This is a genomic window from Frigoribacterium sp. PhB116 (genome assembly GCF_004364285.1).
Taxonomy (GTDB): Bacteria; Actinomycetota; Actinomycetes; order Actinomycetales; family Microbacteriaceae; genus Frigoribacterium.
On record NZ_SOBE01000001.1, the window covers coordinates 50,415 to 76,523 of the forward strand.

At 71.6% G+C, this 26,109-nt stretch carries 22 protein-coding genes; 18 read left to right on the forward strand and 4 right to left on the reverse strand.

Going from position 1 to position 26,109, the window contains the following annotated elements:
• Window positions 1-221 precede the first annotated feature (221 nt).
• From EDF20_RS00230 to EDF20_RS00275, 10 genes are all read left to right on the forward strand, one after another.
• The gene (locus EDF20_RS00230; RefSeq protein WP_133737363.1) at window positions 222-1,826 is read left to right on the forward strand and encodes an ABC transporter substrate-binding protein; all 1,605 of its coding nucleotides are present in this window, start codon (window positions 222-224) and stop codon (window positions 1,824-1,826) included.
• Entirely contained in the window at window positions 1,823-2,893 is a 1,071-nt protein-coding gene (locus EDF20_RS00235; protein ID WP_133737364.1) for an ABC transporter permease, read from the forward strand. Before EDF20_RS00230 ends, EDF20_RS00235 begins: the two co-directional genes overlap by 4 nt.
• A 107-nt stretch (window positions 2,894-3,000) precedes the next feature.
• Window positions 3,001-3,885: an ABC transporter permease gene (locus tag EDF20_RS00240; protein WP_243833307.1), complete on the forward strand. Its 885-nt coding sequence runs from the start codon at window positions 3,001-3,003 to the stop codon at window positions 3,883-3,885.
• 23 nt (window positions 3,886-3,908) lie between these two features.
• Window positions 3,909-5,960, forward strand: a complete 2,052-nt coding sequence (locus EDF20_RS15975; protein WP_243833308.1) for an ABC transporter ATP-binding protein — start codon at window positions 3,909-3,911, stop codon at window positions 5,958-5,960.
• An 11-nt stretch (window positions 5,961-5,971) separates the two neighbouring features.
• Window positions 5,972-6,196, forward strand: a complete 225-nt coding sequence (locus EDF20_RS00250) for a hypothetical protein (RefSeq protein WP_133737365.1) — start codon at window positions 5,972-5,974, stop codon at window positions 6,194-6,196.
• Window positions 6,193-8,373 carry a CocE/NonD family hydrolase gene (locus EDF20_RS00255; protein WP_243833309.1) on the forward strand — a complete coding sequence of 727 codons (2,181 nt, stop codon included), beginning with the start codon at window positions 6,193-6,195 and terminating at the stop codon, window positions 8,371-8,373. The genes EDF20_RS00250 and EDF20_RS00255 overlap by 4 nt, the downstream gene beginning before the upstream one ends.
• Window positions 8,370-9,173, forward strand: a complete 804-nt coding sequence (locus EDF20_RS00260) for a TetR/AcrR family transcriptional regulator (RefSeq protein WP_243833310.1) — start codon at window positions 8,370-8,372, stop codon at window positions 9,171-9,173. Before EDF20_RS00255 ends, EDF20_RS00260 begins: the two co-directional genes overlap by 4 nt.
• A gap of 462 nt (window positions 9,174-9,635) precedes the next feature.
• Entirely contained in the window at window positions 9,636-9,971 is a 336-nt protein-coding gene (locus EDF20_RS00265) for a hypothetical protein (RefSeq protein ID WP_133737366.1), read from the forward strand.
• Between the two features lie 649 nt (window positions 9,972-10,620).
• The gene (locus tag EDF20_RS00270; RefSeq protein ID WP_133737367.1) at window positions 10,621-11,574 is read left to right on the forward strand and encodes an HTTM domain-containing protein; all 954 of its coding nucleotides are present in this window, start codon (window positions 10,621-10,623) and stop codon (window positions 11,572-11,574) included.
• Window positions 11,574-12,434, forward strand: coding sequence for a serine hydrolase domain-containing protein (locus EDF20_RS00275; RefSeq protein WP_148050017.1), 861 nt, complete (start codon window positions 11,574-11,576; stop codon window positions 12,432-12,434). The genes EDF20_RS00270 and EDF20_RS00275 overlap by 1 nt, the downstream gene beginning before the upstream one ends.
• A gap of 70 nt (window positions 12,435-12,504) precedes the next feature.
• On the opposite strand, the gene EDF20_RS00280 is transcribed toward EDF20_RS00275, so the two are convergent.
• On the reverse strand, window positions 12,505-14,997 hold the full coding sequence (locus EDF20_RS00280) for an FN3 domain-containing metallophosphoesterase family protein (protein WP_133737368.1): 2,493 nt from the start codon (window positions 14,995-14,997) through the stop codon (window positions 12,505-12,507).
• Window positions 14,998-15,303: 306 nt separating this feature from the next.
• Here EDF20_RS00280 and EDF20_RS00285 point away from each other — a divergent pair, with 306 nt between their 5' ends.
• From EDF20_RS00285 to EDF20_RS00295, 3 genes are all read left to right on the forward strand, one after another.
• Window positions 15,304-16,185: a MerR family transcriptional regulator gene (locus EDF20_RS00285; RefSeq protein WP_133737369.1), complete on the forward strand. Its 882-nt coding sequence runs from the start codon at window positions 15,304-15,306 to the stop codon at window positions 16,183-16,185.
• Window positions 16,182-16,913 carry a GPP34 family phosphoprotein gene (locus EDF20_RS00290; protein ID WP_133737370.1) on the forward strand — a complete coding sequence of 244 codons (732 nt, stop codon included), beginning with the start codon at window positions 16,182-16,184 and terminating at the stop codon, window positions 16,911-16,913. The genes EDF20_RS00285 and EDF20_RS00290 overlap by 4 nt, the downstream gene beginning before the upstream one ends.
• Window positions 16,914-17,020: 107 nt before the next feature.
• Window positions 17,021-17,755, forward strand: coding sequence for a small multidrug efflux protein (locus tag EDF20_RS00295; protein ID WP_243833312.1), 735 nt, complete (start codon window positions 17,021-17,023; stop codon window positions 17,753-17,755).
• 84 nt (window positions 17,756-17,839) lie between these two features.
• On the opposite strand, the gene EDF20_RS00300 is transcribed toward EDF20_RS00295, so the two are convergent.
• The 3 genes from EDF20_RS00300 to EDF20_RS00310 are packed head-to-tail and all read right to left on the reverse strand — an operon-like array spanning window position 17,840 to window position 20,378.
• Entirely contained in the window at window positions 17,840-18,814 is a 975-nt protein-coding gene (locus EDF20_RS00300) for an NAD(P)-dependent oxidoreductase (protein ID WP_208292561.1), read from the reverse strand.
• Window positions 18,807-19,469: a methyltransferase gene (locus tag EDF20_RS00305; RefSeq protein WP_133737371.1), complete on the reverse strand. Its 663-nt coding sequence runs from the start codon at window positions 19,467-19,469 to the stop codon at window positions 18,807-18,809. The genes EDF20_RS00300 and EDF20_RS00305 overlap by 8 nt, the downstream gene beginning before the upstream one ends.
• Window positions 19,470-19,529: 60 nt before the next feature.
• Window positions 19,530-20,378 carry an IclR family transcriptional regulator gene (locus tag EDF20_RS00310; protein WP_123545384.1) on the reverse strand — a complete coding sequence of 283 codons (849 nt, stop codon included), beginning with the start codon at window positions 20,376-20,378 and terminating at the stop codon, window positions 19,530-19,532.
• Between the two features lie 140 nt (window positions 20,379-20,518).
• Between EDF20_RS00310 and EDF20_RS00315 the strand changes: the two genes are divergently transcribed.
• From EDF20_RS00315 to EDF20_RS00340, 5 genes are read left to right on the forward strand one after another with little or no spacing between them, the layout of a single operon-like run.
• Complete coding sequence (locus EDF20_RS00315) at window positions 20,519-21,520, forward strand: tripartite tricarboxylate transporter substrate-binding protein (RefSeq protein ID WP_243833313.1); 1,002 nt, start codon at window positions 20,519-20,521, stop codon at window positions 21,518-21,520.
• The gene (locus EDF20_RS00320; protein WP_199732283.1) at window positions 21,517-22,116 is read left to right on the forward strand and encodes a tripartite tricarboxylate transporter TctB family protein; all 600 of its coding nucleotides are present in this window, start codon (window positions 21,517-21,519) and stop codon (window positions 22,114-22,116) included. Before EDF20_RS00315 ends, EDF20_RS00320 begins: the two co-directional genes overlap by 4 nt.
• A complete protein-coding gene (locus EDF20_RS00325; protein WP_123545388.1) occupies window positions 22,116-23,669 on the forward strand; it encodes a tripartite tricarboxylate transporter permease in 1,554 nt (517 codons plus the stop codon). Before EDF20_RS00320 ends, EDF20_RS00325 begins: the two co-directional genes overlap by 1 nt.
• Window positions 23,666-24,931: a CoA transferase gene (locus EDF20_RS00330; protein ID WP_243833314.1), complete on the forward strand. Its 1,266-nt coding sequence runs from the start codon at window positions 23,666-23,668 to the stop codon at window positions 24,929-24,931. The genes EDF20_RS00325 and EDF20_RS00330 overlap by 4 nt, the downstream gene beginning before the upstream one ends.
• Window positions 24,928-25,929, forward strand: coding sequence for a citryl-CoA lyase (locus EDF20_RS00340; protein ID WP_243833315.1), 1,002 nt, complete (start codon window positions 24,928-24,930; stop codon window positions 25,927-25,929). The genes EDF20_RS00330 and EDF20_RS00340 overlap by 4 nt, the downstream gene beginning before the upstream one ends.
• The last annotated feature ends 180 nt before the right edge of the window (window positions 25,930-26,109 follow it).

A 26,109-nucleotide genomic window follows, 5' to 3' on the forward strand; every position in this document is an offset into this window, starting at 1 on the left:
AGGACTTGGCTCGGCACTCGCGCACGCCCGCATGTAACGAGTGCGTGAAGCTTCGGGGGCGGGAGGGGGAGGGCGCGACCCCGGCCGCAGGCCCGTAGCTGCGGGGATCGCGGGGTGCAGAGTGCGCACGCAAGTGCCGCCTCCTGCGGTCTGACGGCCTCGCGGCAGGGCCGCAAGTCCCTTATCGTTCAGCGGAACGATAAACGGAAGGCCATCCCCGCATGACACCGATCGTCCCTGAACACCGATCCGGCCTGAGCCGGCGCACCGTGCTGGCCGGCGCCGCCGGGCTCGCCGGGCTGGGCCTGCTCACCCTGTCGGGCTGCACCCCGGCCCGGAGCAACCCGACCATCCCCGAGGCCGCCGCCGTTGGTACAGCGAAGAGCGGCGGACGCCTGCGCATCGCCCGGCCGGCCGCCTCCGCCGCGGAGACGCTCGACTCGGCCAGCTCCCTCTCGGCCTACGAGTACCTCGGCGCCCTCTACAACCGCCTCGTCAAGCTCGACGAGCAGGGCGTCACCGTGCCCGACCTCGCCGAGGAGTGGTCCGCCACCCCCGACGGCGTCACCTGGACCTTCCGCCTGCGCCAAGGCGTCACATTCCACGACGGACGCCGCTTCACCGCCGCGGACGCGATCTATTCGATCGAGCACATCCTCGACCCCGACACCGGCTCGCCCCAGGGCGAGGTGCTCGCCGCCATGATCGGCCCGGGCAGCATGAGCGCCCCCGACCCGCTCACCCTCCGCTTCGAGTTGCTGACCGCCAACGCCGAGTTCCCCTCGCTGCTGACGGCGTACCAGTGCTACATCGTCCCCGAGGGCAGCGCCGAGCCCGGCGACCCGAACGGCATCGGCACGACCGGCATCGGGACGGGGCCGTTCAAGCTCAGCAGCTTCGAGCCCGCGGGCACCGGCAGCATCGAGGCGTTCGAGGACCACTTCGCCGGGCGTCCGGTGCTCGACGGCATCGACTTCTACTCGATCCAGGACACGACCGCCCGCGTCAACGCCCTGCTCGCCGGCCAGATCGACCTCATCTCGCAGACCAACCTCGACTTCGCCACCGCCCAGGTCGTCAGCGCCTCGAGCACCGCCACCGTCGCCCGCTCCGCCAACGCGCAGTGGTACACGATCCCGATGCTGTTCACCTCCGCCGAGTTCAGCGACCCGCTGGTCCGCCAGGCCATGAAGCTCGCCTACGAACCCCAGGCCATCGTCGACACTGCCCTGCAGGGCACCGGCTCGCCGGGGTGGGACAACCCCGTGCCTCCCACCCAGGCCGTGTGGCTCGACGAGCAGCGCCAGCACGACCCCGACAAGGCCCGCGCCCTGCTCAAGCAGGCAGGTCGCGAAGGGTTCCGCACCGAGATCTACACGTCCAGCTACGAGTCGGTCTTCACCCCGATGGCCGTCGCGTACCGCGACCAGGTCAAGGAGGCGGGCATCGACCTCGTCGTGCGCAACGCCTCCTCGGACTCGTACTACACACAGATCTGGATGCAGAAGCCGCTGATGGTCAGCTACTGGTTCACCGGCCGCCCGATCGACCAGCTGCTGAACCAGATCTTCCGCACCGGCTCGTCGTACAACGAGAGCGCCTGGTCGAACCCCACCTTCGACGGGCTGCTCGACTCCGCCCGCGCCGAGATGAACGACGACCGTCGCCGGATGCTCTACCAGGACGCCCAGCGCGTCATCGTCGAGGACTCCGCCGACATGACCCCGATGTTCGGCGACCGCCTCGTCGGCCTCGGCCGGGACGTCGTCAACTACCGCGAGTACGGCTTCGAGTTCGACTACCTGCAGATCGGACTGCGCGCATGAGCACTGAGATCACGACCCCTGCCACGCCGCCGCGCCAGCCGCGTCCGTCGTCGGGCCTCGACAAGCAGACCGCAGGAGGCGCCCGCCCAGGAGGCGCAGCGGTCACCACCGCTCTGCTCGTGCTGCGCCGGGTCGGCACCGCCCTGCTCACCGTGCTGCTCGCCTCCTTCTTCGTGTTCTTCGCGGTGCAGGCGCTGCCCGGCGACGTCGCGCAGCAGCTGCTCGGCCAGGACGCGACGCCCGACGCGGTCGCCGCCCTGCGCGAGACGCTCGGCCTCGACCAGAACGTCTGGGCCCGCTACGGCCAGTGGCTCGTCGGCGCCAGCCACGGCGACTTCGGCATCTCGTTGGTCAGCGGGGCTCCGGTCGGGCCCGACCTGCTCGTCGCGTTCCGCAACAGCATGTTGATCGCCGTGCCGGCCCTGCTCGTCGGCGTCACGCTGTCGCTGACGCTCGGCGTCGTCGCGGGCGTGCGCCGCGGCCGCCCGAGCGACCACGCCATCTCGCTGATCAGCCTGGTCGTGATGAGCGTGCCGGAGTTCATGGTCGCCACGATCCTCGTGCTGCTCTTCGCGGTCGCGATCCCGATCTTCCCGGCCGTCGTGCTGCGCGGCGACAGCGCCACCGTGACGGAGCTGCTGCCGAGCGTCTGGCTGCCCGCCATCGTGCTGACCCTCGCCATGGCGGCCTACATCGTCCGGACGGCCCGCTCGTCGACCATCGACGTGATGGCCTCGGAGTTCGTCACCACCGCCGAGCTCAAGGGCCTCTCGACCCGCCAGGTCGTCTGGCGCCACGCCGTGCCGAGCGCCCTGCTGCCGACGCTGAACGTCGTCGCGCTCAACGTCGCGTGGCTGCTCGGGGGAGTCGTCGTCGTCGAGAACGTCTTCAACTACCCGGGCATGGGCAAGCTCATGCTCGAGTCGGTCTTCAACCGCGACCTGCCCACCATCCAGGCGATCGCCGTCGTCAGCGCGCTCGTCTACGTCGTCTGCAACCTCGCGGCCGACCTGATCGCCCTCGCGCTCGACCCGCGGCTGCGCACCCGACGGAAGGCCCGTTCATGAGCACGATCACGCCTCCTCCTGCCTCTGGCTCTGTTGCTCCTGGGGCTGATCCGTCACGGGACGGATCGGGTCAGGGCGATGATCCGTCACGGGACGGATCAGGCTCTGTGGCGACCTCACCCCCGATCGCGACGCGCCTGCGCTCGGTCTGGACCGGTCTCGGCAGCAGCATCAGCGCCTCCTCGGCCCTCGGCATCGGGCTGGGACTCATCGCCCTGCACGTGCTGCTCGCCGTGCTCGCCCCGCTGATCTCGGGACACGACCCCGTCATGACCGACTCGACCGCAGCGCTCAGCGGCGCGAGCTGGTCGCACTGGCTCGGCACGGACCAGTACGGCCGCGACATCCTCTCGCGCACCCTGCACGGCGGTCAGTACGCGCTGCTCGTGACGTTCCTCGCGACGACGATCGCCGTCGGCATCGGCACGGTGCTCGGCTGCGTCACCGCCTACGCCGACAACTGGTTCGACGAGGTCGTCATGCGCATCGTCGACGCGCTGCTGAGCGTGCCGTCGATCCTCGCGCTGCTCGTCGTCGTGACCGTCTTCGACTCGGGGCTGTGGGTCATCGTGCTCGCCGTCACCGTCGTCTACGCACCGGCCGTGACGCGCGTCGTCCGCGGAGCCGCCCGCACCGTCATCACCCAGGACTACGTCACCGCCGCCCGCGCCCGCGGCGAGGGAGCGCTCAGCATCGTGTTCCGCGAGATCCTGCCGAACGTCACCGACGTGGTGCTCGTCGAGTTCGCGATGCGCGCCTCCTGGATCGTGCTGCTGATCTCGACGCTGTCGTTCCTGGGGTTCGGCGCGAACCCGCCGACTCCCGACTGGGGGCTCATGGTGCAGGAGAACCGCACCGCCCTCACCGTCGTGCCGCTCGGGACCCTCGCCCCCGTCGTCGCGCTCGCCACCCTCGTGATCGGCCTCAACCTCAGCGCCGACGGACTCAGCAAGACGCTCGGCGTGGACCGCGCGCAGAAGGGGGCGATCTGATGAGCGCTCGATCGTCCGATTCCTTGGCAGACCAGACACGAGGAGGCGCGGGTGCGGTCGGCGAGATCGCCCGCGACCTCGTCGTGCGCGTCGACGACCTCTCGATCTCGTACTCCGCCGGACGCCGCGAGGTGCCCGTGGTGCGGGGCGTCAGCTTCGACATCGCCGCCGGTCGCGCACTCGGCCTCGTCGGCGAGAGCGGCAGCGGGAAGTCGACGGTGGCTCGGACGCTGCTGGCGCACCTCCGACGGGGCTCGCGCCTCGTCGGCGGCAGCGTCACCGTGGCCGGTTCCGACGTCTTCGCGCTCGACGAGCGGGCCCGCCGGGCACTGCGCGGCGGCACGGCGGCACTCGTCGCCCAGAACGCCGGGCAGGCGCTGACTCCGTCGATGCGCGTCGGCCGACAGCTGCGCGAGGCGCTCGAGAGCCACGGGCTGCCCGGCGGCCACGAGCGCGTGCTCGAGCTCGTCCGGCACGTGCGGCTGCCCGACCCCGAGGGGATCGTGCGGCGATATCCGCACCAGCTCTCCGGCGGGCAGCAGCAGCGGATCGCGATCGCGATGGCCGTCGCGGCGCGTCCCAAGCTGCTGGTGCTCGACGAGCCGACGACCGCGCTCGACGTCGTCACGCAGTCCGCAGTGCTGGAGCTGATCCGCGACCTCGCCGTCGAGCTCGACATGGCGATCCTGCTCGTGAGCCACGACCTCGGCGTCGTCTCGAGCATGGCCGACGAGATCGCCGTCATGCGCGACGGGGTCGTCGTCGAGCACCGGGCGACCGCGGACCTGTTCGCCGACCCGCGCGACCCGTACACGCGGGAGCTGCTCGCGAGCATCCCGCGCGTGGGCGGGGCCGACGACGGGTCTGTTCACCATGAACCGGGTTCCGAACCGGGAACCGCGATAAAACGCGGTTCATCGTTCGGAACGCGGTTCTTGGCGCGGGCGAAGCGTGTGGTGGGCGGTTCCGGGGACGGCGCCGCACCTCCTGCGGGTGAATCTGCGGCCGGCGCTGCCGGCGCTGCCGGCGCTGCCGGTGCTGCCGGGACCGGGCACCGCGATGCACCCTCGAGTGGACCGAACACCTCGTCGTTGCGGGGTGCATCGTCCACTGCGGGGTTCGCGGGAGGCGCGGGTCGCGTTGACGGCGCCGGGCACGCCACCGACAGCGAGACAGCAGCGCCCAGCGAGCCGTCGAAGGGGGTCGTCGTCGCGCGCGAGCTGGTCGTGCGGTACGGCCGCGGGCTGCCTGCGGCCGTCGACCGGGTGTCGCTCGAGATCGGGCGGCGGGAGACATTGGCCGTGGTGGGGGAGTCGGGCTCCGGCAAGTCGACGCTCGCGACGGCGATGGCGGGGCTGATCCCGGCGGAGTCGGGGTCGTTCACGTTCCGCGGCACGGACGGCGTCGAGGGCGACCTCACCCAGCCCGTCGCGAGGCGCACTGCGGAGCTGCGGCGGTCGGTGCAGCTGGTGTTCCAGAACGCGGACACGTCGCTCAACCCGCGACGCACCGTCGGCGCCGCCATCGCTCGGCCGCTGACGCTGTTCACGGGGCTGACCGGCTCCGCACGGGCCGATCGCGTCGCCGAGCTGCTGGTCGAGGTCGGGCTGTCGCCGGACTTCGCCGCACGCCTGCCGGCCCAGCTCTCGGGCGGTCAGCGCCAGCGCGTCGGCATCGCCCGCGCGCTCGCCGCCGGTCCCGAGCTGATCATCGCCGACGAGATCACGACCGCGCTCGACGTGCGGGTGCAGGCGGGGGTGCTCGACCTGCTGACGGGGCTCCGCGACGAGAAGGGGCTGAGCTGCCTCTTCATCAGCCACGATCTCGCCGTGGTGCGCGGGGTGGCCGACCGCGTCGCCGTCATGACGGGCGGACAGATCGTGGAGGTCGGCACGGCCGACGCCGTGTTCTCCGGTCCGAACCACCCGTACACGCAGACGCTCCTCGACGCGACGCTCGACCCGGGCACCACCGAGCTGCCGAGCGTCGGCGACGGACGCCCGCGCTGGCGCGACGCCGACGGCTGGGACGACCACGGCGACGGACACCGGATCAAGCACTGGGAGGCGATGTGAGAGAGGACGACGTGACCAGGGGGGCCGTGGTGGGGACGCGCGGTGCCGAGCGATCCGGCACGGGACGGATCGACGTCGGCAGGGGCGCGGTTCGGACCAGCGTGCACGGCGGGGTGCAGCTGCACGACCGCGCCGGCGACGAGGAGGCGGAGGGCGGCATCGCTGCGGAGGCCCACCTCCTGCGCCGCCTGCGTGAGCGCGAACAGGGCCAACGTCGGGACGGGGGCGCCTCGTGAGCGGGCAGGACGAGCAGCGCGCCCCGCATGCACACGGCGACCAGCGCGCGTACGGCGCCCAAGGGCGCCAGGCCGACCAGGGGCGCCAGGCCGACCAGGGGCGCCAGGCCGACCAAGGGCGCCAGGGCGACCGGTCCGCCGGTCGCGACCCGCGCCTCCTTCGCGACCCGGCAGTGCTGCACGAGGTCGACGTGCGCGACGAGTGGGTGCCGCTGCCGGACGGCACGCGGCTGCACGCGCGCATCTGGGCACCGCGGGTCGAGCACCCGGTGCCGGTGCTCCTCGAGTACCTGCCGTACCGGCTCGACGACTGGACGGCTCCGCGCGACAGCGAGCGGCACCCCTGGTACGCGGCGCGGGGGTACGCGTCGGTGCGGGTGGACATCCGGGGCACGGGGTCGAGCGACGGGCTGTTCGACGACGAGTACTCCGTGCAGGAACTCGACGACGGCATGGCCCTGATCGAGTGGCTCGCCGCCCAGCCGTGGTCGACGGGCGCGGTCGGCATGTTCGGGATCTCGTGGGGCGGGTTCAACGCGCTCCAGCTCGCCGGACGAGCGCCCGCGGCGCTGAAGGCGATCGTGACCGTGTGCTCGACCGACGACCGGTACGACAACGACGTGCACTACATGGGCGGCGCCGTGCTCGGCATCGACATGGCGGCCTGGGGCGGGACGATGTTCGCGTTCAACTCCCGTCCGCCGCGGCCCGAGGTCGTCGGTGCCGACTGGGTCGCCCAGTGGCGCGAGCGGCTCGAGCACAACCGGCCGATGACGCCGACCTGGCTCGCCCACCAGGAACGCGACGACTACTGGCGGCACGGCAGCGTCTGCGAGGACTACTCCTCGATCACGGCCGCCGTGCTCGCCGTCGGCGGCTGGGCCGACCCGTACCGCGACGCCGTGCTGCGGCTCGTGTCGAACCTCGATGCCCCCGTCAAGGGGATCGTCGGGCCGTGGTCGCACCAGTACCCGGACCGCGGGCTGGCTCCGGGGCCGGGCATCGGGTTCCTGCAGGAGACGCTGCGCTGGTGGGACCGCTGGCTGCTCGACGAGCCGAACGGCGTCGACGACGAGCCGGCGCTGCGGGCCTGGATCAACGACTCCGAGCCTCCCGCGACGTTCTACGCCGAGCGGACCGGCCGCTGGGTCGCCGCCGAGGCCTGGCCATCGGAGGCGACCTCGGCTCGGGTCGAGTCGCTGTCGCTCGCCGTCGGCGGCGAGCACGGACCGGTGTCGGTGCGCTCGCCGCAGAGCACCGGACTCGACGCTGGACGCTTCTTCCCCTTCGGCAACGCCACCGACCTGCCGCCCGACCAGCGCGGCGAGGACGGACGCTCGGCCTGCTTCGACCTGCTGGCCACGGGGGCGCCCCTCGACCTGCTGGGGAACGTCGTCGTCGACCTCGCGCTGACGAGCGACCGGACGTCGGCCACGGTCATCGTGCGGCTCTGCGACGTCGCCCCCGACGGCAGCTCGACGCTCGTCACCCGCGGGGTCCTCAACCTGAACAAGCGGCACGGTCGCGATCAGAACGTCCCGATGGAGGCGGGGGTCGAGGAGGTCGTGCAGGTCGCCTTGGTCTCGACCGGACATTCCTTCCCGGTCGGCCACCGCCTCCGGGTGGCGGTCTCGTCCGCCTACTGGCCCTGGATCTGGCCGCACCCCGACGAGGCGACCCTGACGATCGACCCGCGGCACAGCTCGGTGACGCTGCCCGTCTGGACGCGGAGCGACGACGACGGCGTCCGCTTCGAGGAGCCGGTCCGCGCGACCCCGCTCGCCGTCCGCGCGCTGCCGCCTGCGTCGGACCTGCCGCAGCGCAGCGTCTCGCACGACGTCGGCACGGGCGAGTGGGTGCTCGACGTCGACCCCGGCTACGGCGGAGGACGCGAGTACCCCGACGGGCTCGTCTTCACCGAGGACAGCCGCGAGACCTACCGCATCACCGACGGCGACCCGCTGTCGGCCTCGGCGGAGTCGCGCTGGGCCATCGGGCTCGAGAAGCCCTCGTGGCAGGCGTGGCTCGAGACGACGTCGCGGCTGACGGCGACCCGGGACGAGTTCGTCGTCGTCAACACCGTCCAGGCGTGGGCTCGCGACGGTGGGCCGGAGGCGCCGGTCGTCGTGGTCGCGGAACGCCGGTTCGAGGACCGGGTGCCGAGGACGTCGGCGTGAGCGGGGTCGGGGACGGGAGCGGCGCCTCCTCGGCTGTGGGTGCGTCTGCGGCTGGTTCTGCTGGTGCTGGTGCCGGTGCTGCTGCGGCTGCGGCTGCGGGTACGGCCGTGTCTGCGGGTGCGGCTGTCGCCGCTGGCGGCGGGCGACAGAAGCCGGCCGTGCGGCGGGCGCTGATCGTGGAGGCGGCGCGCGGCGTCATCCTGCGCGAGGGGCTCGGCGGGACGCGGCTGCGCGACATCGCGGGGGAGGCGGGCGTCTCGGTGGGCACGGTGACCTACCACTTCGAGAGCGTCGCGGAGATCCTCAACGAAGTCGTCGTGCTCGAGACGGCGCGCTTCTACTCGTCGATCATCGAGGCTGTCGACGCCGAGCCGGACCCGGTCGCCGGCGTGCGGATGCTCGTCGAGCCGCTCTTCGCCGCGACGGACGCGAGCGACGAACACTGGCGGCTCTGGTCGGACTACTGGACGGCCGTCGCGCGGAAACCCGCGGTCGCCGCAGAGTACGTCGAGCGGATCCGCGTCTGGGAGGCGTGCCTCACGCGGACGCTCCGGCGCGGGGCGGAGTCGGGCGCGTTCCCGGCGCTCGGGGCCGCGGCAGGAGCTGCGGGCCCGGATGGGGCCGGGGCTGCTGGTCCGGACGGCGCCGATCGCGCGTCGGAGGTGGCGCTCAAGCTCGCCGCGTACAGCGACGGGGTCGCGACGCAGCTGGCGCAGAAGGCTCCGGGGCTGACGTCGGAGCTGGCGCTGACGTGGATGTGGACGTTCCTCGGGCACGAGACGGGCGCCTCCTTCGCCTGAGGCCTTCTGGGGCTGGTGAACCGGCAGAAAGTGCTGTCTCAGCGCTGCCCGAGAACCATTTCTGCCGGTTCACCGCCGCGCGGGACGGGTGAGAGGCCCCGGATCGACCTTCCGAGGGGCTCGGAGGTCGATTCGGGGCCTTTCGAGGGAGGACGTGCGGAGTCTAGGGCTGGCGTCGGCGGGCCAGGGCGACGAGCGCCATGGAGAGCGGGTCGCACGTGATGAACGTCAGCCCGACAGGTCCGAAAGCAGCGCCCCGCCACCGCCCCGCTCAGCAGCACCTGGCCTGTGGGCGCCATTTCTCGGGGTCGACGGGTTCGCCCTTGCGCCTCCAAGTAGGTCGGCGCGCTCCCGGCTCGATCAGGGTGCGCGGCTCTGGGGCCCAGATCTTGGCCGTAGACAGACAGGTCTGGAAGTGCTACACATAGAACTCGTATTTCAGCAGATTGGAATTCATAAAAAATGAAGAAAAATCAGAAACTCGGTTCATGCTTGGTAGTCGCCATGATCTTCGGGGGCGTCCTAGCTGGCACCCCAGCGAATGCCGCTCCCACTTCGTACGAGCAGACGTCTGCCATGGCGGAAGCTCTCAACGATCCGGCCAGCACGGAGTCAGGCGTCGACGAGATGGCGCCCCGTCGTGTGGTGGGAGTCGCGAGAGCGATGGCCATCGGCTTCAAGGCGGCCAAGGCACCCCAGGCCGTCGGCAACATGGCCCGACTGGCTAGTGTCCTGGGCTTCATGTCGGCGACGCCTCTCAATTCTCCCGACGTGGAAACCGCCTACTTCGATCGATAAGTCGTCCAGATGGGGTTCACCCGAAAGGGTGAGCCCCGTCGCTCCTCGAAGGAAGGTTCATGCGAAGAGAACTTGGTGCTGCGCTCGGCTTGAGCGTCGTTATGACTTTCACACTGAATGCACTTGTGCTCGCCGGACCTGTTACCCCGATCCGATTTGACGTTGGACCGGTCGCGCAACTACTTAATCCGCACTTTTCCCAGAACTGGCAGTTGTTCGCGCCGGATCCCGTGAGCGACGAGCGCGGGGTCGTGGCACGACTCCGCTGCGACGGCGATCCCGAAGCGTGGGTTGATATTTCCTCGCCGGCCATCGCAGAGACTCAAGGAACTCGACTGTTCCCGTCAAGGGAGAGCCGGATCGTCAGCAGTGCTCTCGTCGAGCGATTCGCGAGGGACGACATCGCGCAACGACTCTCGGAGAGAAACGCTGAGGATCTCATTCCGGACGACGGCGCGGCCGGTAAGCGGGCGGAGCGCCTTCTTGCTCGGTACGCCGCTCGTGTGACCGCCTGTTCAGGCCAATCACCATTGAGACCAACCGCGGTGCAAATTCGATACGTGACCCGTTCGCTCCCGCCTTGGTCGACTCGAATGGACTTGAGCACGCGGGGAGAAGTGCATGTTCTCGACTCCAAGTGGATCGTCCTGTGATTTCTGCCTTGAGGACGCGAGCCGATTCGATTTTCGAGTGGATGACCGGTGCGGCTCGGGCCACGACAGCGCTGAGCCTCATGAGAGCCGTGATCGGGTTCACTTCCCTCGCGCTGTACCTTCGCCACTACACAGATAGGGCCCTTTTCTTCGGGCCGGACGGCGTGTACGGGCAGCAGGGGATCTCTGACTATGCGGCCAGCATAGGGACATTCAGTCTCTACTCCGCCTCATCGTCGCCCGTTGTTTTCGAGCTCATCTTCCATACCGGCATCGTCATGGCCCTCCTTGTGCTGCTCGGTATCGGCGGGCGGGCCGTCCTGGCTGCCCACTATGTGTTGCTTTGGTCGCTGTACATGGCAAACCCCTCATTCATGGATGGCGGGGATGCGCTCACGGCGACCGCGATTCCCTTTCTCCTGCTTACGCGGTGTCATTCGTCATTCGCAGTGAGGAGACGAGGACGAGAGCGGGCTGAGAGCGCTACCGTCGCAGTCTGTAACAACACTGGGTTGCTTCTTCTCGCGGTCCAGGTCTGCATCGTCTATCTGATGGCTGGCCTATACAAAGTTCAAGGAGATCTTTGGCAGGACGGTACGGCGCTTTACTACGTCCTGAATGTTCCGGAGTTCTTCCTCCCCGGTGTCACGCCCCTACTCATGCAATCTGACTGGCTTCCGGTTCTTGGCGGATACGCCACGGTCTTAGTTTCTGTCTTCTCTCCTGTGTTCATCGTCTTTCGTGGAGGACGAATCGCCGCAGTGACAGCCATGCTTGTTTTCCACCTTGCCATCGGCGTCCTCATGGGCCTCACCTCCTTCGCTCTCGTGATGGCCGCATACGACATGCTCTTCGTCAATGGTCACATCGAGCGCTTCCGCGTTCATGTACGGAAGCTCATCGAGGCGTGGCGGCCCCGGCCCGATCCGGACGCTCGAGGAGGTGCATGATGAGAGATTCCCTGAAAGCGTCTGGTGACTGGCGCGCGAGTGTCCGTGCTGCGGCCGACAGTGCCTGGGTCGAAGACCGGGGGGCCGCGGGGCCCTACGCAAGGGCTTCGCTCTTGGAGTGGGGCAGCATCACCAAGGGGCTGGTCGGCACCACCGCGTATCTGACCCTCGACACGAATCGTCGTGTGGCAGACCTGCTGCCCGAGTACCCGGACGCCGAGTACACGGTCGCGGACCTGGTCCACCACACCTCGGGCTTGCGGCGCTTGCCCACGAACATGCGGGGTGGTCTCGTGCGAGACCCCTACCGGGGCACAGTCGGTCGGCCCCTGTCGCCCGAGGACGTCCGACCTGAGGGCGGAGCGTGGGGCGAGTACCTGTACTCGAACACCGGGTACGCCCTGCTCGGCAGCATCTTGGATCGCGTGCACGGAGACTGGTTCGGTGCGGTCCAGGAGCACGTTCTCGTCCCGGCCGGCATCACCACGGCCACTGTGACCCCGAGAGCCCACGACTGCATCATGCCGTCGCTCTGGTTCGGGCGGCCGCTCGCGCCGTGGCAGATGGCCGGGTCTCCCTACGCCGCCTCGGGTGGCATGTGGTCGACCTTCGAGGATCTGTGTCGGTACGCGGACTGGGCCCTAGCCCACGACGCCGGACCTGAGCGGACCGTCAGCTGGCAGCGAGAGGGGGTGACGATGTGGATCAACGGCGAGGTGCGTGCCTCTGGTGCGGCCATCGTCTCCGCTGGCGGCATCAGGGCCGCGGCTCACGCGCTGGCACAGGTACCGAACCGATCCGACCAGATCGCAACTGCCCTCATAGCCCGAGCACTCGCTGGTGCCCAGCCCCCGGGCTGACCACGAGGCGCGAGGGGCGCCGGCTGCCGCACGGGTGCGGCAACTCGACGCCCCAAGGGCGAGCTGCGGGCTACGCGCGGCGGCGGCGGGCCCGGATGACCAGCGCGAGGCCGGCGAGCAGCACCAGCAGCGCTCCCGCGGCGAGGGGGAGGGCGTCGCTGCCGGTGAAGGCGAGCGCGCCGTCGGCCTGCGCCGTGGTGGTCGAGCCTCCGGCCGACGTGCCCGCACCCGCGCCTGCACCGGTGCCCGAACCGGCACCGCCGGCACCGGGCGTGCCGGGCAGCGGGTCGGAGACGGCGGTCAGCTCGAAGGTGCCCCAGGTCTCGGCTCCCGTGGCGTCGGTCTGGCCGACGAGGGTGTGGGTGCCGGCTCCGAGGCCCTCGGGGAGGCGCAGCGTGAGCACCCCGTCGTCGTCACTGGGGTCGTCGCCCAGGTAGACGGGCTCCGAGTGCACGAACCAGTCGAGCGCCGCACCGGCGAGTCGACGCGGGACGGTCGCGGTGAGCGTGCCCTCCGCCTCGTCGACGGCGGTCACGACCAGCGTGTGCGTCGCCTCCGTCAGCTCGGAGAGCGGCACCGCCGTGGGCTCCCCGGTGCCCGGGTCGACGGGCGGCGTCGTCGGGTCCACCGGCGGCGTGGTGGGGTCGGTCGGGTCGACGGGAGGCTCCGTCGGGTCGGCCGGGCGCGACAGCGTGACCTCGTCGACGACGGCCATGTCGGTCGTGCGGTACGTCGTCATCGCGATGGAGTCGGCCGTCACCTCGACGTTGGTGAAGTTCGGCGTGTACTCCTGGTTCTGCACGGCGCTGAAGTCGAAGTCCTGCGACTGGATGTCGTAGTACTTGCTGCCGCTCGACGAGTTCGCCGTGACGTAGAGCACCTCGTCGCCCTCGGGCGCGACCGTGCCGTCGACCGGCTCGTCGGTGTGCACCGGCGTCGTGCCGCTCATTAGGTAGCTGCGGACGTACACGTGGTCGTGGCCCATCAGCACCAGGTCGACGTCGAGCTCGCTCATCACGGGCGGCAGCTCGGCGCGGCGGGTGACGATGTCGCCGTCGGTCGCGTGCGAGGCGACGCTGTAGACGGAGTGGTGGAAGGTGACGATGGTCCAGCGGGCCTCGTCGCCGTGCTCGGCGATCACCGTGCTCGCGAAGTCGGCGTGGCCGGCGTCGTCACGGTCGTTCGAGTTGAACGAGATGTAGAGCGTGTCCTGGTAGATGAACCAGTAGTCGCCGCCGGCGCGCGCCGCGTCGGGACGGCCTGCCGTCTCGCTGACGTTCGGCATCGCGAAGTGCTGCTCGTACGCCTTGCTCGCGACGTCGTGGTTGCCGATGTTGGTCGCGAAGGGCAGCGTCTTGGTCTGCGACGGCGCGAGGAACCCGTCGTACTGCAGCTCGTTCGACGCCGTGTTGACCTGGTCGCCCGCGCTCAGCACGAAGCTCGTGTCGGGGAAGGCCCCGGACGCGGTGCCCATCGTCTCGACCCAGCCCGCCGTGTCGCGCACGGTCTCGCCCGCGCCGATCTGCGCATCGCCGATGAACAGGAAGCCGTAGTCGCCGGTCGCCTGCGTCTCGAAGACGTACGTCTCCGACCAGCCGTCGGCGTCGCTGCCGACCCGGTAGCTGTACGAGGTGCTCGGCACGAGGCCGGTCAGCGTCGCGTGGTGCCAGTTCTGCCCGTCGGTCGCCACTCCGCTGGTGGAGGCGAACGAGGAGGCGCGGGCCGGGAAGACGCCGCCCGTCACGTCCTTCGTCAGCGCGAGCTGCGCCTCCTCGGCGCTGGTCGAGTCGGAGTACCACGACACGGCACGCTGCGACTCGTCGGCCCCGACGTTGAGGAACACGTCGCTGATGGTGGCCTCGGCGCTCGCCGAGACGGGAGTGAGCGAGAGGAAGTCGAAGTAGATGTCGGAGCTGGTCGAGCGGTCCTGGTAGAGCGCGACCGAGACGGTGTTCTCGCCGGCGCGCAGCAGGGCGGGGTCGATCGTGAACGTCGAGCGGTCGGGGTCGCCGCCGCCGTCGCCCGCGTAGCCGACGTTGCCCTCGAAGTCGGCAATGCGGGAGTCCTCGTAGCCGACGACCTTCGTGCCGTTGACGTACACGACGAGCGCGTCGTCGTAGACGACGTCGGCGGTCAGCGACTTCCAGCCCGCGAGCTGGTCGGCGGTGAGGTCGAGGGAGCTGCGGAAGAAGTAGGTCGGCACGTCGGCGGTGCCGCCCGGCAGGTACTGCTGCAGCAGGGTGTCGACGGCGTAGCCGCCGCCCATGCCGGTCGCCTTGCCGCCCTTGGCGCCGAAGCTGCCCTGGGCGTTCTTCCACTGGGAGTCGTCGAAGTCGTCGGCGGTCCAGCTGAGCGGGTCGGTGCTGCCGGCGGACGGGTCGACCCCGGTCTCGAGGTAGCTCCACGCGGTCGACTCGGTGGTCAGCAGCGGGACGGCGTCGTCGGCGCGGGCCGACGTGACGGTGCTCGTGGCTCCGACGGCGGTGGCCGTGACGAGCAGGAGCGCCGCGGCGACGCGGGCGCGGTGGCGCGGGCGTCGTGCGGCGGTGGGGGTGGTGGTCATCCTGGTCCTTCGTGATCGGGGAGGCGCCTCCCCTCGTTCAGGGGCGGGCCTCGGGCATCAGAGCAGGGAGATGTGGACGACAGGTGTAGCGGGGGTGACATGTGTTGCCGACGGGCGGCGTCGTCGAGTGGTCGGGAACGGTTCTCCTCCGGTCGGCGGAGGACCGTTCTCGACCACTCGGGTGAGGGCGGGCTCGACCGGTCGGCGACTTCTCGGGGGATCGCTTGACCTTGCCCCAGGGGCACGGTTTCTACTTGTGGGTAGTCGGCGACGAGCGCCGGCGACGACACCGACGAGGAGGCGCCCGTGGCCTGGAGCACCCGCCAGCTGGCCGAGATGGCCGGCACCACCGTCAAGAGCGTCCGCTACTACCACCAGCTCGGGCTGCTCGAGGAGCCGTCGCGTCTCGCCAACGGCTACAAGCAGTACGAGGTGCGGCACCTGGTCCGCCTGCTGCAGATCACCCGGCTCACCGACCTCGGCGTGCCGCTGGCCCAGATCCAGGCGGTCGGTGGTGCGGGTGACGACCCCGACGCGGCTCTGCGCGTGCTCGACTCCGAGCTGGAGGCCACCATCGAGCGGCTGCAGCGCGTCCGAGGCGAGCTCGCGCTGATCCTGCAGCACCGGGCGCCGGTCGACCTCCCCGCCGGGTTCAGCGAGGTCGGCGGCCACCTCAGCGACGCCGACCGGGCGCTCGTCATGATCTGGTCGCGGGTCTTCGACGAGCCGGCGATGGACGATCTCAGGACGATCCTGCGGGACGAGCCCCGCACCTCCGACGACGACGAGTTCGACTCGCTGCCCGCCGACGCCGGCCGCGAGACCCGACGTCGCCTCGGTGCGGCACTGGCGCCGGGCATGGGCCGGCTCTTCGAGCAGTACCCGTGGCTGGCCGACCCGGACGGGCACGCCGAACACGGTTCCGCGACCTCGACAGCGACCGTGGGCGCGGCCGTCACCGAGCTCTACAACCAGGCGCAGCTCGAGGTGCTCTACCGCGCGTACCTCGTGTCGGCAGGCAAGGACGACGACCTGGCGGCGCTCGAGGCCGCGCTGGACGCGGCGGAGGGCGCCGAGCCCGCCCCTGCGGCCGCGGCCGTCGGACCCGCCACCGAACCTGCACCCGACACCGACACCGACACCGACACCGACACCGCACCCGAACTCGACCCGAGGACACGACCATGACCGAGACCGACTCCACCCGCGCCTCCCTCGACACCTCGCCCTTGCTCGCCGAGGACGTGCTCGTGCTGCTCTTCGACCCGGAGTCGGGCACGATCCGCTCGGAGGGCACGCCGCTGCTGCACACGCTGGCGGGCGCCGTCCTCACCGAGCTCGCCCTCGACGAGGCGGTACGGGTCGACGAGCACGGGTCGGGACTGCGCGGGCGACTCGTCCACGCCGTCGAGGGACAGGAGCCCGCCGACCCGCTGCTCGCCCCCACGTGGCGTCGCCTCGCTGAGAAGCCGACCGACCTGCGGTCGCTGCTGCTCGAGATAGGCCCGCGGCTGCGCGGGCCGATGATCGACCGCGTCGTCGAGCGCGGGGCGCTGCGCCGCGAGAACCGCAAGACGCTCGGGTTCATCCCGACGACGGCGCTCGTTGACGGCGGCACCGGGCGACGGGACGAGATGCTCGCCCTCGTGCGGCCGGTGCTGCTCGACGGCCAGGAGCCGTCGCCGCGATCAGGGGCGCTCGCCGCCCTGCTGTCGGCCAGCGGCGCGCTGCCGGCGATGCACCGCGACCTGCCCTGGTCGGGCACGCTCTACACCCGCGGGCAGCAGCTGCAGCGCGGCGAGTGGGGTGCCGCCGCCACCGGCGAGGCCGTGGCTGCGTCGGCTGCCGCGGTCGCCGCCGCCGTGCTCTCGAACTCGCTGTTCGTCAGCGTCGTGCTGCCGTCTCTGCGCGACTGAGCCGCTGCTCGGCCTCGCACCCCTCCTCCTGCCCTTCCTGCTCTTCTCTCCTCTTCTTTCACTTACCCCTTCTTCCCGTCCTGACGACCCCGCCCCTGGAGACCGCCATGTCCTTCTTCGTCCACACCGCCTCCTCGGCTGCTGGCACCTCGGCCGCCACGACCGCCGGCGGACCGTTCGCCTGGTTCCAGGACCTCGTCGGCCAGGTGCCCGAGGTCGTTCAGCCGCTCGTCATCGCCCTGGCCGGTGCCGTCCCGTTCATCGAGGGCGAGGGAGCGTCCGCGCTCGGAATCATCGGCGGCGTGCACCCGTTCGTGGCCGCCCTCGCCGGGATCGTCGGCAACCTGCTCTGCGTCGTGGTCGTCGTGCTGCTGGGGTCACGAATAAGGGAGGCGCTGGTCCGGAGACGTGCCGGTCGCGGCGCTCAGGTGGCCGGGGCCGCGGATCCGAGCCCGTCGGCCGCGGGCGTCGGTGTCGGCACCGTTGCGACCGGTGGCGGTCCGGTCGCCTACGCCGCCGCTCCTGGGTCAGCGGGGGCCGCCGCGTCGACTCCGGCTGCCGGGGCAACTCCGGACCCTGTCGCGGCCGGGTCGGTCGAGGCGACGGAGGCGGTGCCCGAGAAGAAGGGCAAGGCGCGGCTGCGGCGCTGGCTGGTGAAGTTCGGGGTGCCCGGGGCGAGCCTCCTGGCCCCGCTGGCGCTGCCCACCATGTTCACGGCGGCCACGTTCGTCGGGTCGGGAGTTTCCAAGGGCTGGGTCATCCTCTGGCAGGCCGTCGCCATCGTCGTCTGGACCACGCTCATCACGCTGCTCGCGACGGGTCTGATCTCCGCGATCGGCTAGCTGCCTCTGCTTCCCTTCCTCGCTGGGGCGGTGAGCCGGCAGGAAGTGCTCTCGAGGAGGCGGCGGGCAGCACTTCTTGCCGGTTCACTCCTGGGGGAGAGGGAGGAGGGACCGACGGAGGTGGGCAGCGGCCTCGTGGCCGACACGGGACATCGCCTCGCGGGTCTGCCCGCCGACGTGCGGGGTGAGCACGACGTCGGGGCGGTGCCGCAGGGGGTGGTCGCCGGGCAGGGGCTCCACCGAGGTGACGTCGAGACCGGCTCCCGCGAGGTGACCGGACTCCAGGGCGGCGACCAGCGCCTCCTCGTCGACGACGCCTCCGCGTGAGGTGTTGACCACGACCGCTCCCGCGGGGAGCAGGGCGAGCTCGCGAGCCGAGATCAGGCCGCGGGTCGCGTCGGTGAGGGGCACGTGGACGCTGAGGGCGTCGGAGGCGCGGAGGAGGTCGTCGAGACCGGCGGGCTCGGCTCCGGCCCCGCGGATCGCGTCGTCACCGAGGTGCGGGTCGTGTGCGACGACGCGCATGCCGAGTCCGTCACGGGCGATGCCGGCGACGAGCTGCGCGATGCGGCCGTAGCCGAGCAGGCCGAGGGTGGCTCCGGTGAGTTCACGTCCGGTCATGGACGCGCGGTCGCCGGGCGCGGCCGCGCTGGGATCGGCTCCGGCTCCGGCGCCGGCACTCGCGAGTGCCGGGCCGAGCCCGCGGCGCGTGACCATGAGCAGGGCGACGGCGAGCTCCGCGACCGACCGGCTGTTGGCCGCGGGCGTCGTCGTGACCTCGACGCCGAGCTCGGCGGCGGCGGCCACGTCGACGGTGTCGAGCCCGACCCCGTGACGGGCGACGATCCGCAGCCGCGGGGCCTCGCGCATCATCGCTCCGTCGACGCGGGCGGTGCGGAGCAGGACGCCCTGCACTTCCGGAGCGATGTCAGCCCAGGAGGCGGCCGTCGCGCCCCAGCCGAGACGCACGTCGGCCCACTCCGCCAGGGACTCCACGACCGCGTCGTCGATCGGACGCGGCACCCACACGACGGGCCGGGCATCGTCGCCCTCAGCCACGCGGCACCAGCCGCCGGTTCGCCTCGCGCCGCTCGCCCTCGCCGCGCAGCAGCTCGTGCGTCGCCGCGACCACGTCGTCGACGCGACCCGCGGGCACGACCGCCACGCCGTCGTCGTCGCCGACGACCCAGTCGCCCGGAGCCACGGCGACCCCGCCGACGGCCACGGTCTCGCCGAGTCGGTACGGGCCGGTCTTCCACGGCCCGGCAGGAGTCACGGCCCGGGCGAACACGGGGACGCCGACGCGCTCCAGCTCGACCACGTCGCGGGCTGCGGCGTCGAGCACGATCCCGCCGACCCCCAACGCGAGCGCCTTCTCGGCGACGAGCTCGCCGATCAGCGCCCGCGTCTCGTCGCCGCCGCCGGACACGACGAGGATCTCGCCCCTCCTGATCTGCTCGAACGCGGCGTGCAGGCCGGCGTTGTCGCCGGGGCGGGTCCAGACGGTGAAGGCGCGCCCCGACAGAGCCGCCCCGCGCCAGAGCGGACGGATGCCCTCGGCGACGCCGAACCGCTCCATCGCGTCCGAGATCGTGGCCACGGGCAGCTCGCCCGCGGCGGGCAAGGCGGCGGGTCGGGCGTCGGGCCCGGCGCCGACGGGCCCCGGTGCGGGGGATCCGGCGGTCTCGGGCTGCTGCGGGTCGGGCTGGGGCATCGTCGCTCCTGTCGTTCGGGGTGGTGACCCGCGGCGACGTCGCCCGGGCCGGGGCCGGGGTCAGTCGAGGGCGGGCGGCAGCCCGGTGCGGGCGATGTCCGAGGAGGCGGCCTGCAGTGCCCCGAGGAACCGCGCGGTCGCCTCGTCGGTGAACCGGCTGGTGGGTCCGCCGAGCGCCAGCGCCACGGGCTGCGCTCCGTCGCGACTGCGGACCAGCACCGCCATGCCGCTGTTGCCGGGCTCGCGCACGCCGTGCGACAGCGACCAGCCGGCGGCCCGGGCCTGCTCGACGCGGGCGACCAGCGCCTCCTCGTCGACGACCTCGGCAGCGGAACCGACGTTCGAGCCAGCCCCGGATGCAGACGGTGCACCGGCGCCTGACCCGGTGCCTGACCCGGCGCCCGCTCCGGCGACCGTGGCGGCCAGCGCCGCCACCTCGGCGCCGAGTGCCTCCGGCGCGACCGAGCTCAGCAGCACCATCCCGGCCGCGCCCTTCCACAGCGGCAGCTCGTCGCCGACCTGGACGACGTGCCGCAGCGAGTGCGGGCTCGGCGACTGGGCGACGACGACGCGGGTCGTGCCGCTCCGCACGTAGAGGCTGACGGTCTCGCCCGTCTCGGCAGCCAGCTCGGCCATGCGGGCGGCGGTCGCCTCGGGCACGGTCCAGGCGGCGGAGGCGAAGGCTCCCCAGCGGATCAGGCGCGTGCCGACGGCGACGCGGCCGTCGGCGACGTGCTGCAGCATGCGCTCGGCGACGAGGGTCTCGACCAGGCGGAGCACGGTGGTGCGCGGCAGCCCGGCGGCCTTGACGAGCTCGCCGATCGACAGGGAGGTGCGCTCGGGCGTGAACGCCTGCAGCACGTCGAGGGCGCGGCTGACGGCGCGGACCCCGCTCGCTTCCGTGACCATCGCCGACCTCTCGTCCCGACCCGCGCCTCCGGACCGTCCTGTGCGGTCCGCCTTGCACGATGTCTCGACGCGAAGCTACCATCAGGCGGACACAGACATCCACCTAGTGGATGCCCGTCCGACGTCACAAGGGAGTGAACGTGGCCAGACCGAACGACAAGACGCGGCGCCGCCTGCTCGGGGGAGTCGGCGTCGCCGTCACCGCCGTGCTCGTCGGCTTCGCCGCCGTGGACGCCGGGGACGGCACCGCGGGAGCCGATCCGAGAGCCAAGCTGACGGTGATGGCCCCGGCCGCGCCCGGCGGTGGCTGGGACCTCGCGGCCCGCGAGGCGCAGCAGGCGCTGCGGGCCGCCTCCATCGTGAACAACGTCCAGGTGGTCAACGTGCCCGGCGCGGGCGGCACCATCGGCCTGACCCAGTTCGCCGACTTCGACCCCGACCCGACGACCCTGATGATGACCGGCACGGTCATGGAGGGCGCGATCACCGTGCAGGGCTCGAGCGTGAATCTCGAGGACACGACGCCGATCGCCAAGCTCGCCGAGGACTACGAGGTCTTCATCGTCCCCGAGGACTCGCCCTACGAGACCATCGACGACTTCGTCGAGGCCTGGCAGGAGGCGCCCTCCAGCCACGCGATCGGCGGCGGCGGGCTGGGCGGCACCGACCACCTCCTCGCGGGGCTGTTCGCCCGCGAGGTCGGCGTCGACCCCGGCGAGATCAACTACGTGTCGTACCCGGGCGGCGGCGAGGTGCTCACCGCACTGCTGTCGGGCACGGTCGAGATCGGCGTCAGCGGCTACAACGAGTTCAGCGACCAGATCGAGGCCGGCAACCTGCGCGCCCTCGCCCTCTCGGCCGAGGAGCCCGTCGACGAGATCGACGCCCCCACCTTCATCGAGCAGGGCATCGACATCAACTTGCCCAACTGGCGCGGCATCGTCGCCCCGGCGGGGATCACGACCGCCGAGCGGGACGAGCTCGTCGCGATAATCGACGAGATGGTCGCGTCCGACGAGTGGCAGGACACCCTGCGCCGCAACTCGTGGGAGCCGGCGGTGGTGACCGGCGACGACTTCGTCGAGTTCATCGCCGAGGACCAGGCCCGTGTCGACGCGATCATCGAGGAGCTGGGCCTGTGAGCGGCGTCATCCGGACCGTCTCGGTCACCCGTCGCGCCGTGGTCGTCGCCGACGGCTTCTGGCGCCGCCGCACCGGGCTGATCGTCCCGGCGCTGATGCTCGTCATCGGGCTCGGCCTCGTGGTCGGCACGGTGACGATGGAGGTGCCCGCCAACACGGCCTCGCCCGGCCCGCAGGTCTTCCCCTCGCTGATCGCCGCGCTGGTGATCGTGCTCGCCGTGCTGCTCGCGATCGACGTGCTGCGCAAGCCCGAGTCGGAGAGCGTCGAGGTCGCGCAGCCCGCGGCCCCCGGCCAGCCCGACGACGACCTCGTGCTCGACGAGGAGGGGGAGCCGCAGGCGCTCCGCCCGACGAGCAACCACCGTGCGCTGCTCGGCGCGCTGCTGACCGTCGTCGTGTTCATCGCGGCGCTCACCCCGCTCGGCTGGCTGCTCTCGGGCGCCCTGCTGTTCTGGGGCGTCGCCCGGGCGCTGGGCAGCCAGCGACCGCTGTTCGACATCCCCCTGTCGCTCGCGATCTCCTCGATCGTGCAGCTCGCCTTCTCGGCCGGCCTCGGCCTCAACCTGCCTCCGGGCGTCCTGGGAGGGATCCTCTGATGGAGTCGCTCGCGAACCTCGGCGACGGCTTCGCCACCGTCCTCACGCCGATCAACATGCTCTGGGTGCTCATCGGTGCCCTGCTCGGGACCGCGGTGGGCGTGCTGCCCGGCCTCGGCTCCGCGATGGCCGTCGCGCTCCTCCTGCCGGTCACCTTCTCGCTCGACCCGATCGGCGCCTTCATCATGTTCGCCGGGGTGCTCTTCGGCGGCCTGTTCGGCGACTCGATCTCGGGCATCCTGATGAACACTCCGGGCAACAGCACGGCCATCGCCGGCACGATCGAGGGCCACAAGATGGCCACGAGCGGCCGGGCCGCGCAGGCGCTCGCCACGTCGGCGATCGGCGCGTTCATCGGCGGCATCGTCGCGTCGATCCTCGTGGTGTTCTTCGCTCCGCGGCTCGCCGAGCTGGCCACGCTGTTCGGGCCGGCCGAGTACCTCGCGCTGGCGGTGTTCGCCTTCGTGGCGATCTCGGCGGTCGTGACCGAGTCGGTCGTCCGGGGCCTCGGCGCCCTCGCGATCGGCCTCGCGATCTCGGTGGTCGGCATCGACGGCATCTCGGGCGCCTCGCGCTTCACCGCCGGCGTGCCCGAGCTCTTCGACGGCATCGACATCGTCGTGATCACGGTCGGCCTGCTCGCCCTCGGCGAGGTGTTCAGCGTCGCCGCTCGCCGCGGCTCGCGCGACGAGACGCAGCTGCTGCGCTCGACCGGTCGCCTCTGGCTGTCGCGGCGCGAGCTGCGGCTCGCCGCACCCGCGTGGCTGCGCGGCACGGCGATCGGCATCCCGTTCGGCATCATCCCGGTCGGCGGCGCCGAGGTGCCGACGTTCCTCGCCTACGGCACGGAGAAGAGGCTCGACTCCCGACGGAAGTCGCCCATGTTCGGTCGGGGCGCCATCCAGGGCGTCGCCGGGCCAGAGGCGGCAGGCAACGCCACCGCCGGCACCGCGATGGGCGCGCTGCTGGCGCTCGGCCTTCCCACGTCGGCCACCGCGGCGATCCTGCTGGCCGCGTTCCGCCAGTACGGCCTGCAGCCGGGGCCGCTGCTCTTCGACCGCGCGCCGGACCTCGTCTGGGCCCTGCTCGCGAGCTTCTTCGTCGGCATGGTCGTGCTGCTCATCCTGAACCTGCCGTTCGCGCCGCTCTGGGCGAAGCTGTTGAAGGTGCCGCGCCACTACCTCTACGCGGGCATCACCGTCTTCGCGATGCTCGGCGTCTACGCGACGAGCAGCAAGATCCTCGACCTGGCGCTCGTCACCGTGATCGGGCTGATCGGGTTCCTCATGCGACGCTACGGGCTGCCCGTCGCGCCGATGCTGATCGCGATCATCCTCGGCCCGCTCGCCGAGACGGAGTTCCGCCGGGCGCTGCTCGTGAGCGAGGGCGACCCGTCGATCCTCGTGTCGAGCGGGATCACCGTGACGCTGTACGCCGTGCTGGTGATCGCCGTCGCGGGGGCCGCGTTCACGAAGATCCGTGCGCGTCGCCGGGCGGCGCGCGGCCTCGCCGGCGGCGGCGGCGAGCTCGCTCGAGAGAAGGAGAACGCGTGACCGACGCCCCACCCGCAGGAGCCGGTGCCGCGGCGGGGGCTGGCTCGTCTGCCGGCCCTCGCCCGCTCGAGGGGATCCGCGTCCTCGACATGACGAACGTGCTCGCCGGGCCGTACGCGGCCTACCAGCTGGCGCTGCTCGGAGCCGACGTGATCAAGGTGGAGACGCCGAGGGGCGGCGACCTGGCCCGCCAGCTCGGCGCGTCTGCGGAGCTGAACGGGCGCCTCCTCGGCATCTCGTTCCTGGCGCAGAACGCCCAGAAGCGCTCGCTGACGGTCGACCTCAAGACCGAGGGAGGCGCGGAGGTGCTCCGAAGGGCGGTCGCGGAGTCGGACGTGCTGCTCGAGAACTTCCGGCCCGGGGTGCTCGAGCGGCTCGGCTTCGGCTGGGACGCGCTCCGCGCGATCAACCCGCGGCTCGTTTACGCCGCGATCTCGGGCTTCGGGCAGACCGGACCGCTGCGCTCGAAGCCGGCCTACGACCAGATCATCCAGGGCAGCTCGGGGATGATGAGCGTCACCGGGACCCCCGAGACCGCGCCGCTGCGGGCCGGCTACCCGATCGCGGACACCCTCGGCGGGCTCGCCGCCGCCTTCGCCATCTCGTCGGCCCTGCTCGGGCGGGAACGGACCGGGGTCGGCTCGGTCATCGACGTGTCCATGCTCGAGACGGCCGCGACCGCGATGGGCTGGGTCGTCTCGAACCACCTCGTCGCGGGCACCGAGCCGCGTCCGCTCGGCAACGACAACAGCACGGCCGCTCCCTCGGGCACCTTCGCGACGGGCGACGGCGCCCTCAACATCGCCGCCAACAAGCAGGAGCAGTTCGAGCTGCTCTGCGGCGTCGTCGGCCGCCCCGACCTCGTCGCCGACCCGCGGTTCGCCGAGCGGGAGGCGCGCAAGACGCACCGAGCGGCGCTCACCGCCGAGCTCGAGGCGGCTCTCGCCTCGCGGTCCGCTCTCTCGTGGGAGGAAGCGCTGAGCGACGCGGGCGTGCCGGCCGCCGCCGTCCTCACGGTCGCCGAGATGCTCGACAGCCCGCAGGTGCGTGACCGGGAGCTGGTGCACTCGCTGCCGTTCCCCGGGGGAGCCGTCGGCGATGACCCGCTGCGCGTCATGGGGCACGGGATCCGCATCGACGGGGTGCCGGGCAGGCCCACCGTGTCGCCGCCCCTGCTCGGGGAGCACACGGACGAGGTGCTGGCCGAGCTCGGGTACGGAGCCGCCGAGATCCGGGCGCTGCACGAGGAAGGTGCGGTGTGAGCGCGTCGGGTGCGGGTGCTACCGCGGCTGGTGCTGGTGCTGGTGCTGGTGCTGGTGCTGGTGCGGGTGCGGGTGCCGGTGCCGGTGCTGGTTCGCTCGAGGAGCAGCTCGCCGCGTCCCGGGCCGAGAACGCCCGGCTCGAGGCGCGGCTGGCCTCGACGACGGCGTGGTGGTCGACCGCGATCACGAAGATCGAGCCCGGGGTCATCGAGCTGCGCGGCTACCCCGTGCAGCAGCTGATCGGGAACGTCGACTTCATCAGCACGGTGTGGCTGATGACGCGCGGCGAGCTGCCCTCCCCGCAGCAGGCCGCCCTGCTCGAGGCCGCCCTCGTGGCGAGCGTCGACCACGGACCGCAGGCACCGTCGATCGCGAGCGCGCGCATGGCGGCGACCTCGGGCGTCGGCCTCAACTCGGCCATCGCGAACGGGGTCAACGTGCTGGGCGACACCCACGGAGGCGCGGGCCAGCAGTGCGTCGCGCTGCTGAACGAGATGGTCGCGGCACACGAGGGTTCCAGTGCGGGCGAGGGCTCGCGCGCTGACGGGATCGGCGGGGCAGGCGGGCTGGGTGGCGGGCGTCCTCTGGACGAGCTCGCCGCCTCCCTCGTGGCCTCGTACAGGGCGCGCGGCGCTTTCGTGCCGGGCTTCGGCCACCGGTGGCACCCGCGTGATCCCCGTCGGGACCCGTTGCTGACGCTCGTCGAGCGGGCACGCGACGACGGCGTCGTGGCGGGCAAGCACCTCGCCGCTGCCCTGGCGATCGAGGACGAGCTGGCGGCCAAGGACGTCCCGATGAACATCGACGGGGTCTCGGCCGTCGTCTACGGCGAGCTCGGCATCGAGCCGGAGCTCGCGCGCGGCCTCTTCGTGCTGTCGCGATCGGTCGGCATCCTCGCGCACGCCTGGGAGGAGTCGCAGTCCGGCCAGCGCATCAAGGGCCCGCTGCCGAAGGGCTTCCTCGCCGACTACACGGGCCCGCCCACCCGCGCCCTCTGACGCCGCTCGTCCCCTCCCTGCCGCGCATCGAGAGAGTTGCCCCGAAGTGCTGCTCCGAGCGGTGTGAGACAGCAATTCGGGGCGACTCGTTGAGCGTGTCCGAGCCCGAGCCCGAGCCCGAACCTGCCACGAGGCTCTTGCGTCCGAAGTCGGCGGGTCGCCGTCGTTGCGGGCAGGTGA